Source organism: Saccharopolyspora sp. NPDC047091, assembly GCF_040643635.1.
In the GTDB taxonomy this organism is placed as follows: Bacteria; Actinomycetota; Actinomycetes; order Mycobacteriales; family Pseudonocardiaceae; genus Saccharopolyspora_C.
Window position 1 is genome coordinate 1 of the sequence record NZ_JBEYUS010000073.1, and the last position, 16202, is coordinate 16202.

Annotated in this window: 8 protein-coding genes; 4 read left to right on the plus strand and 4 right to left on the minus strand. The window is 74.1% G+C overall.

The window, feature by feature from the left end; genetic code table 11:
• Together ABZ805_RS24505 and ABZ805_RS24510 are read right to left on the minus strand one after the other, a co-directional pair.
• On the minus strand, nucleotides 1-933 hold a 933-nt coding region (locus ABZ805_RS24505; RefSeq protein ID WP_358444678.1), incomplete at its 3' end, for a beta-ketoacyl synthase N-terminal-like domain-containing protein.
• A 225-nt stretch (nucleotides 934-1158) separates the two neighbouring features.
• Nucleotides 1159-4344, minus strand: coding sequence for a beta-ketoacyl synthase N-terminal-like domain-containing protein (locus tag ABZ805_RS24510; protein WP_358444681.1), 3186 nt, complete (start codon nucleotides 4342-4344; stop codon nucleotides 1159-1161).
• Between the two features lie 211 nt (nucleotides 4345-4555).
• Here ABZ805_RS24510 and ABZ805_RS24515 point away from each other — a divergent pair, with 211 nt between their 5' ends.
• The 4 genes from ABZ805_RS24515 to ABZ805_RS24530 are packed head-to-tail and all read left to right on the plus strand — an operon-like array spanning nucleotide 4556 to nucleotide 8434.
• Entirely contained in the window at nucleotides 4556-5959 is a 1404-nt protein-coding gene (locus tag ABZ805_RS24515; RefSeq protein ID WP_358444684.1) for a glycosyltransferase, read from the plus strand.
• Nucleotides 5959-7011 carry a DegT/DnrJ/EryC1/StrS family aminotransferase gene (locus tag ABZ805_RS24520; protein ID WP_358444686.1) on the plus strand — a complete coding sequence of 351 codons (1053 nt, stop codon included), beginning with the start codon at nucleotides 5959-5961 and terminating at the stop codon, nucleotides 7009-7011. The genes ABZ805_RS24515 and ABZ805_RS24520 overlap by 1 nt, the downstream gene beginning before the upstream one ends.
• Before the next feature lie 30 nt (nucleotides 7012-7041).
• Entirely contained in the window at nucleotides 7042-8208 is a 1167-nt protein-coding gene (locus ABZ805_RS24525; RefSeq protein WP_358444689.1) for a cytochrome P450, read from the plus strand.
• Nucleotides 8209-8236: 28 nt separating this feature from the next.
• Nucleotides 8237-8434, plus strand: coding sequence for a ferredoxin (locus tag ABZ805_RS24530; RefSeq protein WP_358444691.1), 198 nt, complete (start codon nucleotides 8237-8239; stop codon nucleotides 8432-8434).
• A gap of 320 nt (nucleotides 8435-8754) precedes the next feature.
• On the opposite strand, the gene ABZ805_RS24535 is transcribed toward ABZ805_RS24530, so the two are convergent.
• A complete protein-coding gene (locus ABZ805_RS24535) occupies nucleotides 8755-9942 on the minus strand; it encodes a cytochrome P450 (protein ID WP_358444693.1) in 1188 nt (395 codons plus the stop codon).
• Between the two features lie 81 nt (nucleotides 9943-10023).
• A complete protein-coding gene (locus ABZ805_RS24540; RefSeq protein ID WP_358444695.1) occupies nucleotides 10024-16140 on the minus strand; it encodes a type I polyketide synthase in 6117 nt (2038 codons plus the stop codon).
• Nucleotides 16141-16202: the final 62 nt, after the last annotated feature.

Here is a 16202-nt window from a genome sequence, read left to right on the forward strand (position 1 = left end):
GGAGGCCACCTCGGCCAGCAGCGACGAGCCGAAGCCGTTCGACGCGCCGTCCTGGTTCACCGCGCTGCCGCGCAGCACCGCCAGCACCTCGCGCCCGTCCCGCTGCGCGTCCGCGAGCCGCTGCAGCACGAGCACGCCGGCGCCCTCCGCCCAGCCCGTGCCGTCCGCGTCCGCCGCGAAGGCCTTGCACCGGCCGTCCGCCGACAACCCACCCTGCCTGCTGAACTCCACGAACAACGACGGGTCCGACAGCACCGTCACGCCGCCGACGATCGCCAGCGACGACTCCGCCGCCCGCAGCGACCGCGCCGCCAAGTGCAACGCCACCAGCGACGACGAACACGCCGTGTCCACCGTCAACGCCGGGCCCTCCAAGCCCAGCGCGTACGCGAGCCTGCCCGACAGCACGCTCGCCGCAGTGCCCGTCATCGTGTGCCCGCGCAAGTCCTCCGCCGCGGCCTGCGAACGACCCCAGTGGTACGAGCCGACGAACACCCCGGCCGGGGAACCGCGCAACGCCGCCGGAGCCATCCCGGCCCGCTCCACCGCCTCCCAGCACACCTCCAGCAACAACCGCTGTTGCGGATCCATCGCCTGCGCCTCGCGCGGCGAGATCCCGAAGAACTCCGCGTCGAAACCGGCCGCATCGTCCAGGAAACCGCCCGCGGACGTGGCGCAGTCCCGGCGCAACGCCGCCAGGTCCCAGCCCCGGTCCGCCGGGAAGTCCGACACCGCATCCGCGCCCGCCGACACCAGGTCCCAGAGGTCCTCCGGCGACCGCACCCCGCCTGGGAAGCGGCACGCCATGCCGACGACCGCCACCGGCTCGCGGTCCCGCGCCTCCAGCTCCTCGATGCGCCTGCGCGCGTGCCGCAGGTCGCCGGTAACTCGCCGCAAGTAATCGACGACTTTGCCCTGCTGCTCATCCTGCACCGGTCAGTCCTCTTCTCGGCTGTGTCCGGGACTCGTCGTGCTGTGCGGGTCCGGTGGCGGAACCTCAGCGCTTTCCTCGCTGCGGGATCGTTTTCACCGGTGGCTCCGCCACAGGCGAAAACGCTGTCCTCACGAGGAAAGCGCTGAGAACCCGCGGGGGTCCTGCTGCTCTGGTGGTCGCTGCTCAGCGGCTTCGCCGCTGACGGGAGGGACGGGGTCGGTGGGTCAGGCGACGAACTCTTCGTCTATGAGGTCGAGGAGGCGGTCGAGGGGGGCTTCGGCTATGTCGTCGTCGGCCAGGTCGTCGTGGGCGGTGCCGTTCGGGGTGGCTCCGCGGAGGCGGGTGGCGAGGCGGTCGAGGTGGGCCGCCAGGCGTTCCCGCTCCGCCGGGTCGGCGGGGGCTTCGTCGAGGCGGCGCTCCCAGTCGGCCAGTTCGGCGGTCAGGTCCGTCGTCGGCAGATCCGTCGTCGGCAGCTCCGCGGCGAGCAACCCGGACAGGTGCTCGGCCACCGCGCGCGGCGTGGGGCGGTCGAACGCCAGCGACGTCGGCAACCGCAAGCCCGTCGCCGCGCCCAGCCGATCCCGCAGCTCCACCCCGGTCAGCGACTCGAACCCCGCTTCCTTGAACACCCGGTCCGCACCCACCCGGTCCACGTCGCGATGCCCCAGGACGTCGGCGGCCGCACCGCGCACCAGCTCCAGCAGGAACGGGACCCGCTTGCGCTCCGGCAGCGCCGCGAACCGTTCCGGCACCTCCGCACTTCGTTGCGGCGCCTCCGGAACCCGTTGCGGCGCCGGGGTTCCCGCCGCGGCCGGTGCGGTACTCGTCCGCGTCGGCCAGAACCGCTCGTGCTGGAACGGGTACGTCGGCAGCGGCACCGGGCGCGGCCCGGTCCCGGCGAACACCGCGGACCAGTCCACCGGCACGCCCGTCACGTGCAGCCGGGCCAGCGCGGTCACCCACGCCGCCTCTTCGTCCCGGTCCCGGCGCAGCGCGGGCACCACGACCACGCGGCGCTCCGGCACCGACTCCGGCACCAGGCCCGACAGCACGCCGTCCGGCCCCAGCTCCAGGAACCGCCGCGCCCCCGCCGCGTGCAGCGCGGCGACCCCGTCCGCGAACCGCACCGGCTCCCGCACGTGCCGCACCCAGTGCTCCGGGTCGGACAGCTCGCCCGGTCCGGCCAGCGCGCCGGTCCTGTTGGACACCACCGGGATCGACGGCTCCGCCACGGACAGGCCCGCGACGACCTCGCGGAACTCCGCCAGCATCGGCTCCATCAACGGCGAGTGGAAGGCGTGCGACACCCGCAGCCGGTTCGTCTTGCGGCCCAGGTCGGTGAAGTGCTCCGCCAGTTCCGCCACCTGCTCGGCCTCCCCCGAGACCACCACCGCGTCCGGCGCGTTCACCGCGGCCAGCCCCACCCGATCGGTGAGCAACGGGGTGACCTCGGCCTCCGTGGCCTGCACCGCGGCCATCGCGCCGCCCGGCGGCAACGCCTGCATCAGCCGGGCGCGGGCCGCGATCAGCGCCGCCGCGTCCGGCAGCGACAGCGCGCCCGCGACGTGCGCGGCGGTCACCTCGCCGACCGAGTGGCCGCCGACGTGGTCGGGGCGGACGCCGTGCGCCTCGGCGAGGCGGAACAACGCCACCTCGACCGCGAACAGCGCGGGCTGCGCGCACCCCGTCCCGTCCAGCGCCGACTGGTCGGTGCCCCACACCACCTCGCGCAGCGGGCGGTCCAGGTGCCGGTCCAGCTCGGCGAGGACCTCGTCGAACGCCGCAGCGAACACCGGGAACCGGGCGTGCAGCTCGCGGCCCATGCCGAGCCGCTGCGAACCCTGCCCGGAGAACAGCACCGCCAGCGGACCGTCCGCCGCGACCCCGCGGGCCACCTCGGTCGCCCCGTCCGCGGTGCTCAGCAACACCGCGCGCCGTTCGTGCGCGTGCCGCCGCACCGCCAGCGACCAGCCCAGGTCCACCGCGGTACCCGGGGCGTCGGACAGCTCCGCGACCTCCGCCACGAGCGCGTCCAGCGCACCGTCCGAGCGCGCCGACACCGGCAGCGGCACCGCCGCGGGCGAGATCGCCGCGACCGGCGACGTCTGCTCGACCGGCACCGGCTGTTCCACGATGACGTGCGCGTTCGTCCCGCTGATGCCGAACGAGGACACCCCGGCCCGGCGCACCCGGTCGGCGCGCGGCCACGGCGCGGCCGCGGCCAGCACCTCCACCGCACCCGCCGTCCAATCCACCTCGGCCGAGGGCGCGCGCAGGTTCCGGATCCCCGGCAGGTGGTCCCGGCCCAGCGCCAGCACCGATTTGATCAGCCCGGCCATGCCCGCGGCGGCCTGCGCGTGCCCCAGGTGGCCCTTCAGCGAGCCCAGCAGCAGCGGCACCTCCCGGTCCTGCCCGTAGGTGGCCAGCAACGCCGCCGCCTCCACCGGATCGCCCACCGGCGTCCCGGTGCCGTGCGCCTCCACCGCGTCCACATCGGACGGGTCGAGGCCCGCATCGGCCAGCGCGTCCCGGATCACCGCGCGCTGCGCCGCACCGCTCGGCGCCGTCAGCCCCGGCGACGCACCGTCGGAGTTCACCGCCGACCCGCGCAGCAGCGCCAGCACCTCGTGCCCGTGCTCGCGCGCCCGCGACAACGGCTCCAGCAACACCACCCCGGCGCCCTCCGACCAGGCCGTGCCGTCCGCGTCGTCGGAGAACGGCTTGCAGCGCCCGTCGGCAGCCAGCCCGCCCTGCCGGGAGTAGCCGACGAACGCGGCGGGCGTGGACATCACCGTCACCCCCGCCACCAGCGCCAGCTCGCACTCGCCCGCCGCCAGCGACCGCGCCGCCGTGTGCACCGCGACCAGCGACGACGAGGACGCGGTGTCCACCGCCAGCGCCGGGCCGGACGCCCCCAGCAGGTACGCCACCCGGCCCGCGGCCACCGCGGGCGAGAACCCGGTCACCGCGTGCCCGCTCACGTCCTCGGCCGCACCGTCCGCGGCCACCGCGTAGTCCTGTCCGTGCAGTCCCGCGAACACCCCGGTCCGGCTGCCGCGCAACGACTCCGGGTCGATCCCGGCCCGCTCCAGCACCTCCCAGACGACCTCCAGCAGCACCCGCTGCTGCGGATCCATCGCCAGCGCCTCCCGCGGCGAGATCCCGAAGAACTCCGCGTCGAAACCCGCCGCGTCGGCCAGGAAACCCCCGGTCCGCACCGCGCAGGCCGCGTGCAACGCGTCCACGTCCCAACCCCGGTCGAGGGGGAACTCCGATTCCGCGCCGGAATCGGAGTCGACCAGCGCCCACAGGTCCTCCGGGGACCGCACTCCGCCGGGGAACCGGCACGCCATCGACACCACTGCGATCGGATCGGCCGCGGCCGGGCTCGTCGTGCGCCGGATCGTCATGCGCTGCACCACCTCAGGAGAAGTCGGGCGGGACTGCACCATTCGAGTGCGCAGCGTAGGGGCCGATTCGCTGTACTTTTCCCTAGAGCCGCAGGTCGCGGGCCTGGAAACGGGGGCAGGACTAGGGATTCTCCGCACCTCGTCGTGGGAGAAAGTTCCCCGTCCCGGCCCGCCGCCCGCCGCCGGGACGCCGACTCTGGAGGGTGTGCCCATGGAATCGACCCGGCGGCCGATCCTGTTCGTCAGCTACCCGGAGAGCGGGCTGCTCAACCCGCTGCTCGTGCTGGCGCAGGAGCTGTCCCGGCGCGGTGTCGCCGACCTGCACTTCGCCACCGACGACAACCGGCGCGACGAGGTGGCGGCGCTGCAGGTGGACAGCCCGGTGAACTTCGTCCCCCTCGGCCCGGTCGTACCGGAGATGTCCGCGGTGACCTGGGACGACGAGGTGTACCGGGAGGTCACGCAGCGGTCCCGCTTCAAGGCGCACCGCGCGGTCATCCGGCACACCTTCTCCCCCGAGGCGCGCATCGACAAGTACCGCGCGCTGGAGGCCGCCGTCGAGGAGATCCGGCCGGCGCTGCTGGTCGTGGAGAGCATGTGCTCCTACGGCTACGAACTGGCCATCACCAAGGGAATCCCGTTCGTGCTGGGCGTTCCGTTCATGCCCAGCAACGTGCTCACCTCGCACATCCCGTTCGCGAAGTCCTACACCGGACCGGACTTCCCGGTCCCGCACTCCGGGCTGCCGCACGAGATGTCGCCGTGGCAGCGGCTCGCGAACCGGGTGTTCAAGTTCCGCACGCTCGGCATGTTCCTGACCAAGGAGCTGCGCGAACGCGCCGCGCGGGACCAGCGGATCCGCGACGAGCTGGGCATCGCGAAGGAGGCGGGCGGGTTCATGTCCCGCATCGAGCACGCCGAGATGGTCCTGTGCTACTCCGTCCCCGGACTGGACTACCCGTTCACCGCCCCGGAGCACCTGCGGCTGGTCGGCACGATGGTGCCGCCGCTGCCGCAGGCACCCGAGGACGACGGGCTCGCCGACTGGCTCTCCGCCCGGGATTCCGTGGTGTACATGGGATTCGGCACCATCACGCGGCTCACCGCAGGCCAGGTGCGGTCGCTGCTGGAGGTCACCCGCAGGCTCGGCGAGCGCGGCACCGACGTGCTGTGGAAGCTGCCCGCCGAGCAGCAGCACCTGCTGCCGCCCGCGGCCGAACTGCCCGCGAACCTGCGGGTGGAGGCCTGGGTGCCCTCGCAGCTGGACGTGCTCGCGCACCCCTCGGTGCGGCTGTTCTTCACCCACGCCGGCGGCAACGGCTTCCACGAAGGCCTGCACTTCGGCAAGCCGCTGGTGGTCCGGCCGCTCTGGGTGGACTGCGACGACCAGGCGGTGCGCGGCCGCGACTTCGGGGTGAGCCTCACCCTGGACCGGCCGGAGACGATCGACGTCGCGGACGTGCTGGACAAGCTCACCCGAGTGCTCGACGAGCGCTCGTTCCGAGACCGCGCCGCGATGTTCGGGCAGCTGCTGCGCGACGCGGGCGGCCGGGAGGCGGCCGCGGACCTGCTGGCCGAACTGCCCGCGCTCGCCGCGGAGAAGGCGGGGCTGTGATGGGCTTCCCCGTCTCCCAACCCTGGTTGCAGGGCCGCGAGCAGGAGTACGTCACCGAGGCCGTCGCCGGGAACTGGATCTCCTCGCAGGGCCCGTTCGTGCGGCGCTTCGAGGAGGAGTTCGCCCGCAGGCACGGGTCCGCGCACGGCGTGGCCTGCTCCTCGGGCACCACGGCGCTGACGCTGGCGCTGCGCGCGCTCGGGGTCGGACCCGGCGACGAGGTCATCGTCCCCGAGTTCACCATGATCGCCTCCGCCTGGGCGGTCACCTACCACGGCGCCACCCCGGTGTTCGTGGACTGCGGCGACGACCTGAACATCGACGTGGACCGCATCGAGGAGAAGATCACCCCGCGCACCAAAGTGATCATGCCGGTGCACGTGTACGGCAGGCGCTGCGCCATGGAGCCGATCATGGAGCTGGCGCACCAGTACGGCCTGCGCGTCGTGGAGGACTCCGCGGAGGCGCACGGGGTGCCGCCGGTCGCCGACATCGCCTGCTTCTCGCTGTTCGCCAACAAGATCATCACGGCCGGGGAGGGCGGGATCTGCCTCACCGGCGACCCGTGGCTGGCCGGGCAGCTCGCGCACCTGCGCGGCATGGCGTTCACCGCCGATCACGGCTTCCTGCACAAGAAGCTGGCCTACAACTTCCGGATGACCGCGATGCAGGCCGCCGTCGCGCTCGCCCAGACCGAACGGCTCGACGAGATCCTCGCGCTGCGCGAGGCGATCGAGCAGCGCTACGACGACGGGCTGCGCGACGTCGACGGCATCGAGCTGATGCCGCCGCGCGACGTGCTGTGGATGTACGACCTGCGCGCCCGCGACCGCGAAGGGCTGCGCGCCCACCTCGCGGAGCACGGCATCGAGACCCGGCTGTTCTTCAAACCGATGAGCCGGCAGCCCGGCTACCTCGACCCCGGCTGGCCCGAGCTCAACGCCGCCCGGTTCAGCGCGGACGGGCTCTACCTGCCCACCTACACCGGGCTCACCGCCGACGACCAGGAGCAGATCGTGGGCCGCATCCGCGAGTTCTACGGCCGGAACTGACCACCAGCAGACGACGATGGAGTGCGGATCATGTCCGACGTGGTCGACTTCCCGATGCGCCGCCCCGGCGCGTCGTTCCCGCCCGCCGAATACGCCGACTTCCGCGCGCAGTCCGGGCTGGTGCGCGCCCGGCTGCCCACCGGCGCCGTCGTGTGGCTGGTGACGCGGCACGAGGACGTGCGCACCGTGCTCACCGACCCGCGCGTCAGCTCCAACCCGACGCACGAGGGATTTCCCAGCCTGCTCGGCAAGACCGGCGGCGTGCCCTCCCCCGACACCATGCCCGGCTGGTTCGTGGCGCTCGACCCGCCCGACCACGACCGGTTCCGCAAGACGCTGATCTCCGAGTTCTCGGTGCGCCGCATCCGGGACATGCGCCCCGCCATCGAGCAGGTCGTGCAGGACCGGGTGGCGGACCTGCTCGCCGCGGGCGGTACCGCGGACCTGGTGGCCGACTTCGCGCTGCCGGTGCCGTCGCTGGTGATCTCCAGCCTGCTCGGGGTGCCCAAGGCGGACCGGGACTTCTTCGAGGCCAAGACCCGGACGCTGGTCAGCACCACCGCCACCGACGACGAGCGCGAGGCCGCCACCAAGGAACTGCTGCGCTACCTCGGCAGGCTCATCTCGATCAAGGAGAAGCGGCCCGGCGACGACCTGATCAGCCGGCTGCTCGCGGTGGGCACCATGTCCGCCGCCGAGCTGTCCGGGGTCGCGATGCTGCTGCTCATCGCCGGGCACGAGACCACGGCGAACAACATCGCGCTGGGCGTGCTGACGCTGCTGCTGCACCCCGAGTGGATCGGCGCCGACGGCATCGTCGAGGAGCTGCTGCGGCTGCACTCGGTGGCCGACCTGGTGGCGCTGCGCGTCGCCGTGGACGACCTGGAGATCAGCGGGCAGCACATCGCCCGGGGCGACGGCATCGTGCCGCTGGTCGCCGCCGCCAACCACGACGAGGCGGCGTTCGGCTGCCCGCACCGGTTCGACCCGACCCGCAACGCGCGGCACCACGTGGCCTTCGGCTACGGGGTGCACCAGTGCCTGGGGCAGAACCTGGTGCGCGGCGAGATGGACCTCGCCTACCGGGTCCTGTTCGACCGCATCCCTAAGCTGGAACTGGCGGTACCGGTGGCGGAGCTGCCGTTCAAGTACGACGGCGTGCTGTTCGGCCTGCACTCGCTGCCGGTCCGCTGGTGACCACGCACCGTTCCCGAAGGAGACAGCCATGCTCAAGATCACCGCGGACAAGGACCGCTGCGTCGGCGCCGGACAGTGCGTGCTGTCCGCGCCCGACGTGTTCGACCAGGACGACGACGGCGTGGTGGCGCTGCTCGAGGAGACGCCCGGCGCGGAGCACGCCGACGACGTCCGCCAGGCGGCCCTGATCTGCCCGTCGCAGGCCATCACCGTCGAAGAGGCCTGAGCACTCCCACCGCAGGTGACCGGCCCACCCGTTGAGGCGGGTGGGCCGGTCACCCGTCCGGTTCACGCCCGATCCAGCGATGCGAACCCGTGTTCGACGCGGGCAGCATCGAAGGCATGGATCTCCGGAACACCGCCCTCGCCGCGCGGCACCTCGTCCGCACCGGCCCGCTCGCCCGTGCCCGCACCGGCCCGCTCGGCCGTGCCCGCTCCGGCCCGTTCAGGCGTGCCCTCATCCGGATGCTCGACCGCGTCCTCGGCCCGTCGCCGGGTCGGCCCGGCGGCGCCGCGGCTGCACCCGCCGCGACGCCGCCCGCCGGTTCACCAGGTGATCGGCAGTTCCAGGACGCCGCCGGAGAGCTGGCCGCTCTCCAGCTTCAAGTCCTCCGGCGCCACCGCCACCTGCAGGTTCGGGATGCGGCCGAACAGCGCGCTGAACGCCGTCTGCAGCTCCACGCGCGCCAGCGGGGCCCCGATGCAGTGCCACACCCCGTGCCCGAAGGTCAGGTGCGGGTTCGGCACCCGGCCCACGTCGAACCGCTCCGGGTCGTCGAAGGCGCGCTCGTCGAAGTTCGACAGCGTGAAGTCCAGCAGCACCAGCTCGCCGGTCCGGATCGTCACCCCACCGATCTCGACGTCCTCGGCCGCCCAGCGCGGCAGCATCGAGCTGCCCGCCTTCGCCGCGCGCAGCACCTCCTCGACCGCGATCGCCATCGTCCCGGCGTCCTGCATCGCGGTGTCCCGCTTGTCCGGGTTGTTCGCCAGCACCAGCACGCCGACGTCGATGTGGCTGATCACGCTGTCCAGCCCGGCGAACAGCACGCCTGCGGAGAGGGTGCCGATCCGCTCGTCGTCCAGGCCCGCTTCGCAGAGCCGGGAGATCACGTCCTCGCCGGGATCGCCGCGCTTGCGGCCGACCAGCTCGGAGATGTAGCCGAACAGCTCGGCGGCGCCCTCCTCGGCGGCGGCGGGATCGCCGAGCACGGCCATCCGGCCCAGCATCCGCACGATGTGCATCCGGTCCTCCGGCGGCACGCCGATCAGCTCGTACAGCACCTGCAGCGCGAAGGGCTGGGAGAACTCGGCGTGCAGGTCCACGGGCGGGCCCTTGTCCAGCAGCGCCTGCACCATCTCCTCGGCCAGCTCCACCACCTTCGGGCGCAGCCGGGCCAGCCTGCGCGCGGAGAAGCTCGGTGTCAGCAACGAGCGCATCTCCCGGTGCAGCCGGGTCGCCTCCGCCGGATCGGAATCGGTGATCAGCAGGTTGAAGAACGGGGTGTCCACGTAACGGGGGGCCGAGGGCGGGTCCGGGTGCGAGCGGTTGATCCGCTCGTCCTTGAGCAGCTGCTTGACCTCTTCGTGCCGGGTCACCAGCCACGCCTCGTCCCCGGCGGGCGTGCGCACCTTGCAGACGGGTGCCTGTTCCTGGAGGTCCCGCAGCTCCTTCGGCGGGCGGAGCATGGCCGACGGCCCGGTGCCCAGCGTCGGCAGGTCGAGGGATTGACTCATGGGCGTTTCCTCCGCTGTGTGGATCGACTGCGCGGACAACCCGCGGGCCGCCGCGCGGGGAGCTGCGGCCCGGCGAGGGGATCAGGTTCGGGCGGGCACCGGTTCCGCGAGCCAGGCGCGCACCACGTGCGCGGTCAGCTCGGAGTGCTCCTTGGCCAGCGAGAGGTGGTCGGCCTCGATGGTGCGCACCGCATCGGTGTCGATCACCGGCGGCGCCTTCGTGCCGCGGCTGCCCGGGACGGGCACCGAGCAGCGCACCAGCAGGGTCGGTGCGGTGGTGACCGGCGCGTCCGCGATCGCGGCGACCTTGTTGTACCAGTGCACCATCGCCGAGAGCCGGGCGCTGTTGAGGTTCACCGACGGGGTGTCGATGTCGGCCAGGTAGTAGTTCGCCACCTCGTCGTAGTCGATGTCGTCGTTGTCGTCGTAGCGCAGGCTCAGCGTGTCCAGCAGGACCACCGCCTCCGGGCGCACGCCCCAGGTGTCCTCCAGCAGGCCCGCCGCGTGGTAGGCGATGGTGCCGCCGGTGGAGTGCCCGATCAGCACGAACGGATCGCCGTCGCTGCCGTGCAGCGCGCTCTCCGCGACCGAGCGGACCGCCGCCGCACCGTGCTCCGGCAACGCCTCCCCCGGTTCGAAACCGACCAGCGGCAGCGCCGACACGTGCCGGATCCCGCGGAAGTGCGCGGCGATCCGCGCGTACTGGTGCACCCCGCCGGTCGCGCCCGGCGAGCTCACGCAGATCAGCCGCGGATCGGTCGGGCCGTCGGCGAGCGTCACCGGCTCGGGCAGTTCGGCCAGCTCCGCGGGCGTCTCGAAGGTCGGACGGGTCGCGGCGACCGCGCCCAGCATCCGCATCGACTCCTTGCGCTTGCCGCAGTGCACGCCGGCGAGGAACAGGTTCACCAGGCCGTCGTTCGGCCCGCTCTGCGCTCGCGGGCCGCCCGCGGCCGGTGCGACCCGCGCGTCGAGCTCGCCCGCCAGCCGACGGGCCAGCGCGTCCGGGGTCTTGGCGTCGAACACGACCGAGGCCGCCAGCCGCAGGCCCAGCTCCTCCCCCACGCGGTTGCGCAGCTCCACGGCGATCAGCGAATCGAAGCCGAGCTCCAGGAAGTCCCGTTCGGGAGCGACCGCGGCCGCGTCCCGGTGGCCGAGCACGGCGGCGGCGTGCGAGACGACCAGTTCGGTGAGCAGCCGGTGGCGTTCCGCCCCGTCGGCGGCGGCGATCCGCTCGGCAGGCGACCCCGCCGCGCGGTGCGCCGCGGCGACGGGACGGCGGGCCGCGGGGATCAGCTCCCGCAGCACCGGTGGCACGTTGCCCTGCCCGCGCGCACCGGTGGCGTTCGTGCGGATCGGCACCACCAGCGCCTCGTCCCTGGTGCGCGCGGCGTCGAACAGCGCCAGTCCCTGCGCCGCGGACAGCGGCGGCAGCCCGGAGCCCGTCATGCGTTCCAGGTCGGCTTCGGTGAGCGCGGCGGTCATCCCGCTCGCGGGCGCCCACGGCCCCCAGGCGAGCGATTGCGCGGGCAGTCCTTGCGCGCGGCGGTGCTGCGCGAGCGCGTCCAGGAAGGCGTTGGCCGCCGCGTAGTTCCCCTGCCCCGGGCCGCCGATCACGCCGGACACCGAGGAGTACAGCAGGAACGCGGCCAGGTCGAGATCCCGGGTGGCCTCGTGCAGCCGCCACGCGGCGTCCACCTTCGGCCGCAGCACCCGGTCCAGCCGGTCGGCGGTGAGCGAGCCGATCGCGCCGTCGTCGAGCACCCCGGCGGTGTGCACCACCGCGGTGAGCGGGTGCGCGGCGGGGATCTCGGCGAGCAGTGCGGCGACCGCGGCCCCGTCGGCCACGTCGCAGGACGCGATCCGCACTTCGGCGCCGTGCGCGGTGAGCTCCGCCCGCAGCTCCAGCGCGCCGGGCGTGGCGGGCCCGCGGCGGCTGGCCAGCACCAGGTGCCGGGTGCCGTGCTCGGCGACCAGGTGCCGGGCCAGTTCGGCGCCGAGACCGCCGGTACCGCCGGTGATCAGCACGGTCCCCCCGGGATTCCAGCCCACGGGTTCCGCCGGACCGCCGGGGTGCCGCACGACAGCCGGGACGCCGTCGTCCGGCTCGCCCGCACCGCCGACGATGTCGTCGATGTCGTCGATGTCGTCGATGTCGTCCACTGTGGACACGGTTGCGGTTCGAGCCTCGGACAGCGGCAGCAGGCGGGCGACGCGGACCTCCCGCTGCCGCACCGCGATCTGCTGCTCCTCGGCGCCCAGCAACCCGGGCAGCACCGCCGCCGAGGTGAACGCGTCGTCCAGATCGACCAGCAGCAGCCGTCCCGCGGGCTCCTCGGCCTGCGCGGACCGCACCAGGCCCCACACCGCCGCCGCGGCCACGTCCGCGGGCGCCTCGCCGTCGACCGACACCGCGCCCCGGGTGACGAACACCAGGTGGGAACCGGTGAGCCGCTGGTCGGACTGCCATTCCTGGAGCAGGGCGAGCGCCCGGCGGGCCAGCTCGTGCACCGCGTCGGGCTCCGCCGCGGTACCGCCGGTCACCGGGACCAGGAACACGTCCGGTGCGGTGCCGCCGCGCGTCAGGTCCGACAACGACTCGCCGTAGCCCACCACCGCCTCGTCCGCGCGGTGCAGCGCGTACGCCAGGTCGAACTCGTCGCCACCGACGATCGCCCAGCGCCGCCCGCCGACCGGCTCCGGCGCCGGGCCGGGAACCCAGTCCAGCCCGAACAGCGAGCGGGACACGTCCAGGTCCCCGGCGGCCGCGACCGGCTCCGGTTCCCGGGCGGAGGCCGCGGATTCCCCTTCGTGGTGCAGCGATTCCACCACCAGCACCGGGTTCCCCCGGCCGTCGACGGCGACGACCTCGGTCCCGTCCGCGCCGGGGCGCGCCCGCACCCGCAGCACCTCGGCACCGGTGGCGTGCAAGGACATCCCGTCCCAGCGGACGGCGTGCGCGCCGCCCGCGCCGGGGACGGCCGCGGCGACGCGGGTCACCGCGTCCAGCAGCACGGGATGCAGGTCGTGGCCCGCGGCGGGCACTCCCGGGGGCAGCGCGACTTCGGCGAACACGGCGCCGTCCCGGTGCAGCACCTCGAACGGCTCGTCCCGCGGCAGCGGTTCGGCCCCGGCGGGCGGCTCCCCGGTGAAGTCGACCTCGGGAGCGGCCGCGGTGCTCAGCACGCCGGTGCCGCGCTCGACCCACTCGGCGTCCTCGGCCGCCGCCGGCCGGGTGTGCAGCGCGAAGTTCCGGGCCCCGGACTCGTCGGCCGCCTCGATCCGCAGCTGCACCGCGACCGGTTCCACCGCGGACACCGGGTCGGCGCCCAGCACCAGCTCCGCGACCCGGTCGCAGCCCACCTCGTCGGCCGCGCGCAGCGCGAGCTCGGCGAGCGCGGCCGCGGGCACCACGTCCCCCGCCACGTCCGCCGTGATCCGGCCGGTCAGCACGACCGCGCTGGAACCCGCAAGTCCCACCGCGGCGCCGAGCACCGGGTGGTGCACCGCCCGCAGGCCCAGCCCGGCCGCGTCCGCGGCACCGGCGGAGGCGGCGGGCCAGAACCGCTCGTGCTGGAACGCGTAGGTGGGCACGTCGACCCGGTGCGCCCCGGTTCCGGCGAACAGCTCGGGCCACGCCACCCGCAGCCCGCGCACGTGCAGCCGGGCGAGCGCCGTCACGAAGGCCGCCTCCTCCGGGCGGTCCCGCCGCAGCGCGGGCACCTCCACCGCGGTGGCGGGCAACGACTCCTGCGCCATCGCGCACAGCGAACCGTCCGGCCCCAGTTCCAGGAAGGTCCCGGCGCCCGCGGCGGACAGCGCCCGCACCCCGTCGGCGAAGCGCACCGCTTCGCGGACGTGGCGCACCCAGTACTCCGGGGTGCTCAGGTCCGCGGTGGCCCGTTCCCCGGTCAGGTTCGACACGACCGGGATCTCCGCCGGGGCGAACGACAACTCCCGCACCACCGCGCGGAACTCCGCCAGCATCGGGTCCATCAGCGGCGAGTGGAACGCGTGGCTGACGCGGAGCCGCTTCGCCGCGCGCCCGTCGGCCCGCACCCGGTCCACCACGTCCTGCACGCCCTGCTCGTCGCCGGACACCACGACCGACCGCGGCCCGTTGATCGCGGCGATGGCGGTCCGGCCGGTGCACCACGGCTTGACCTCGGTCTCGCTCGCCTGCACGGCGGCCATCGCGCCGCCCGCGGGCAACCGGCTCATCAAGCGGGCCCGGGCGGACACCAGCTTCGCGGCGTCCGGCAGCGACAGCACGCCCGCGACGTGCGCGGCGGCGATCTCCCCCACCGAGTGACCGCCGAGCAGGTCCGCACGCACGCCGAAGGACTCGGCCAGCCGGTACAGCGCCACCTCGACGGCGAACAGCGCGGGCTGGGTGCTTCCGGTGTCCTCCAGCGCCGCCTCGTCATCGCCCCAGATCACCTCGCGCAGCGAGCCGTCCCGGTGCCGGTCCAGCTCGGCCAGCACGTCGTCCAGCGCCGCGGCGAACACCGGGAACCGGGCGTGCAGCTCGCGGCCCATCCCGAGCCGCTGGGAACCCTGCCCGGAGAACAGCACCGCCAACTTGCCGGGGTCGGCGGCCACCGCGCCGCGCGCCACCTCCTCGACACCGTCGTCGGTGGCCAGCAGCACCGCCCGGTGTTCGAAGGCGGACCGGCCGGTGGCCAGCGAGCGCGCCACGTCGACCCGGTCGAGTTCCGGGTGCTCGGCGCGGAAGCCGGTGATCCGCTCCAGCTGCGCCTGCAACGCGGCCGGGGTGCGGCCGGACACCGGCCACGGCACCGCGGCCGGCCGCGGCACCTGCTCGGCTTCCGGTTCCGGCGGCTCCGGGGCCTGTTCCAGCACCACGTGCGCGTTGGTGCCGCTGATGCCGAACGAGGACACCCCGGCGCGGCGCGGATGCCCGGTGGCGGGCCACGCGGTGCGGCCGGTCGCCAGCTCCACGGCACCGGTGTCCCAGTCCACGTGCTCGGAGGGGCTGCGCACGTGCAGCGTCGGCGGCAGCTCGCCGTGCCGCATCGCCTGCACCACCTTGATCACGCCCGCGACGCCCGCGGCGGCCTGGGTGTGCCCGAGGTTCGACTTGATCGAGCCCAGCAGCAGCGGCGCGTCCCGGTCCCGCCCGTAGGTCGCCAGCAGCGCCTGCGCCTCGATGGGGTCGCCCAGCCGGGTTCCGGTGCCGTGCGCCTCCACCACGTCGACGTCCGAAGTGGACAGATCGGCGCCCGCGAGGGCCTGCCTGATCACCCGCTGCTGCGCGGGGCCGTTCGGCGCCGTCAAGCCGTTCGACGCGCCGTCCTGGTTCACCGCGCTGCCGCGCAGCACCGCCAGCACGCGGTGCCCGTGCCGCCGCGCATCGGACAGCGTCTCCACCGCGAGCATCCCGACGCCCTCGGACCAGGCGGTGCCGTCCGCATCGGTGGAGAACGCCTTGCACCGGCCGTCCGGCGCCAGCCCGCCCTGCCTGCTGAAGGAGGAGAAGTTCGCCGAGGTGGTCATGATCGTGACCCCGCCCGCCAGGGCCAGCGAGCACTCCCCGGTGCGCACCGCCTGGGCGGCCAGGTGCAGCGCCACCAGCGAGGACGAGCAGGCGGTGTCCACGGTCAGCGCCGGACCCTCCAGCCCCAGGGCGAACGCCACCCGGCCGGAGAGCACGCTGGCCGCCATCCCGGTCGAGGCGTGCCCCTCCAGGTCCTCGCCCGAGGCGAGCACCAGGTGGATGTAGTCCTGCCCGGTGGTGCCGACGAACACGCCGGTACGGCTGCCCCGCAACGACTTCGGGTCGATCCCCGCGCGCTCCAGCGCCTCCCAGGACACCTCCAGCGCGTGGCGCTGCTGCGGGTCCATCGCGAGCGCCTCGCGCGGCGAGATGTCGAAGAAGCCCGGGTCGAAGTCGCCCGCCCCCGGCAGGAACCCGCCGCGCCCGGTGGCGCTGCGTCCCTCGCCGAGCGCCGCCAGGTCCCAGCCGCGGTCCGCGGGGAACCCGGAGATCGCGTCCTCGCCCGCCGACAGCAGCTCCCAGAGCCGCTCCGGCGAATCGGCACCGGGGAACCGGCAGGCCATGCCGACGATCGCCACCGGCTCGTGCCTGCCCGTCTCCGCCTCGTGCAGGCGTTGGCGGGTCTCGTGCAGATCAGCGGTGACCCACTTCAGGTAATCGACGAGAGTGCTTTCGTCCGGCATCGTCGGTTCCTCTCTGCGAACGACCGCGGTGGCGCGCGCGCCACGGCACGGGTCCGGTCCGG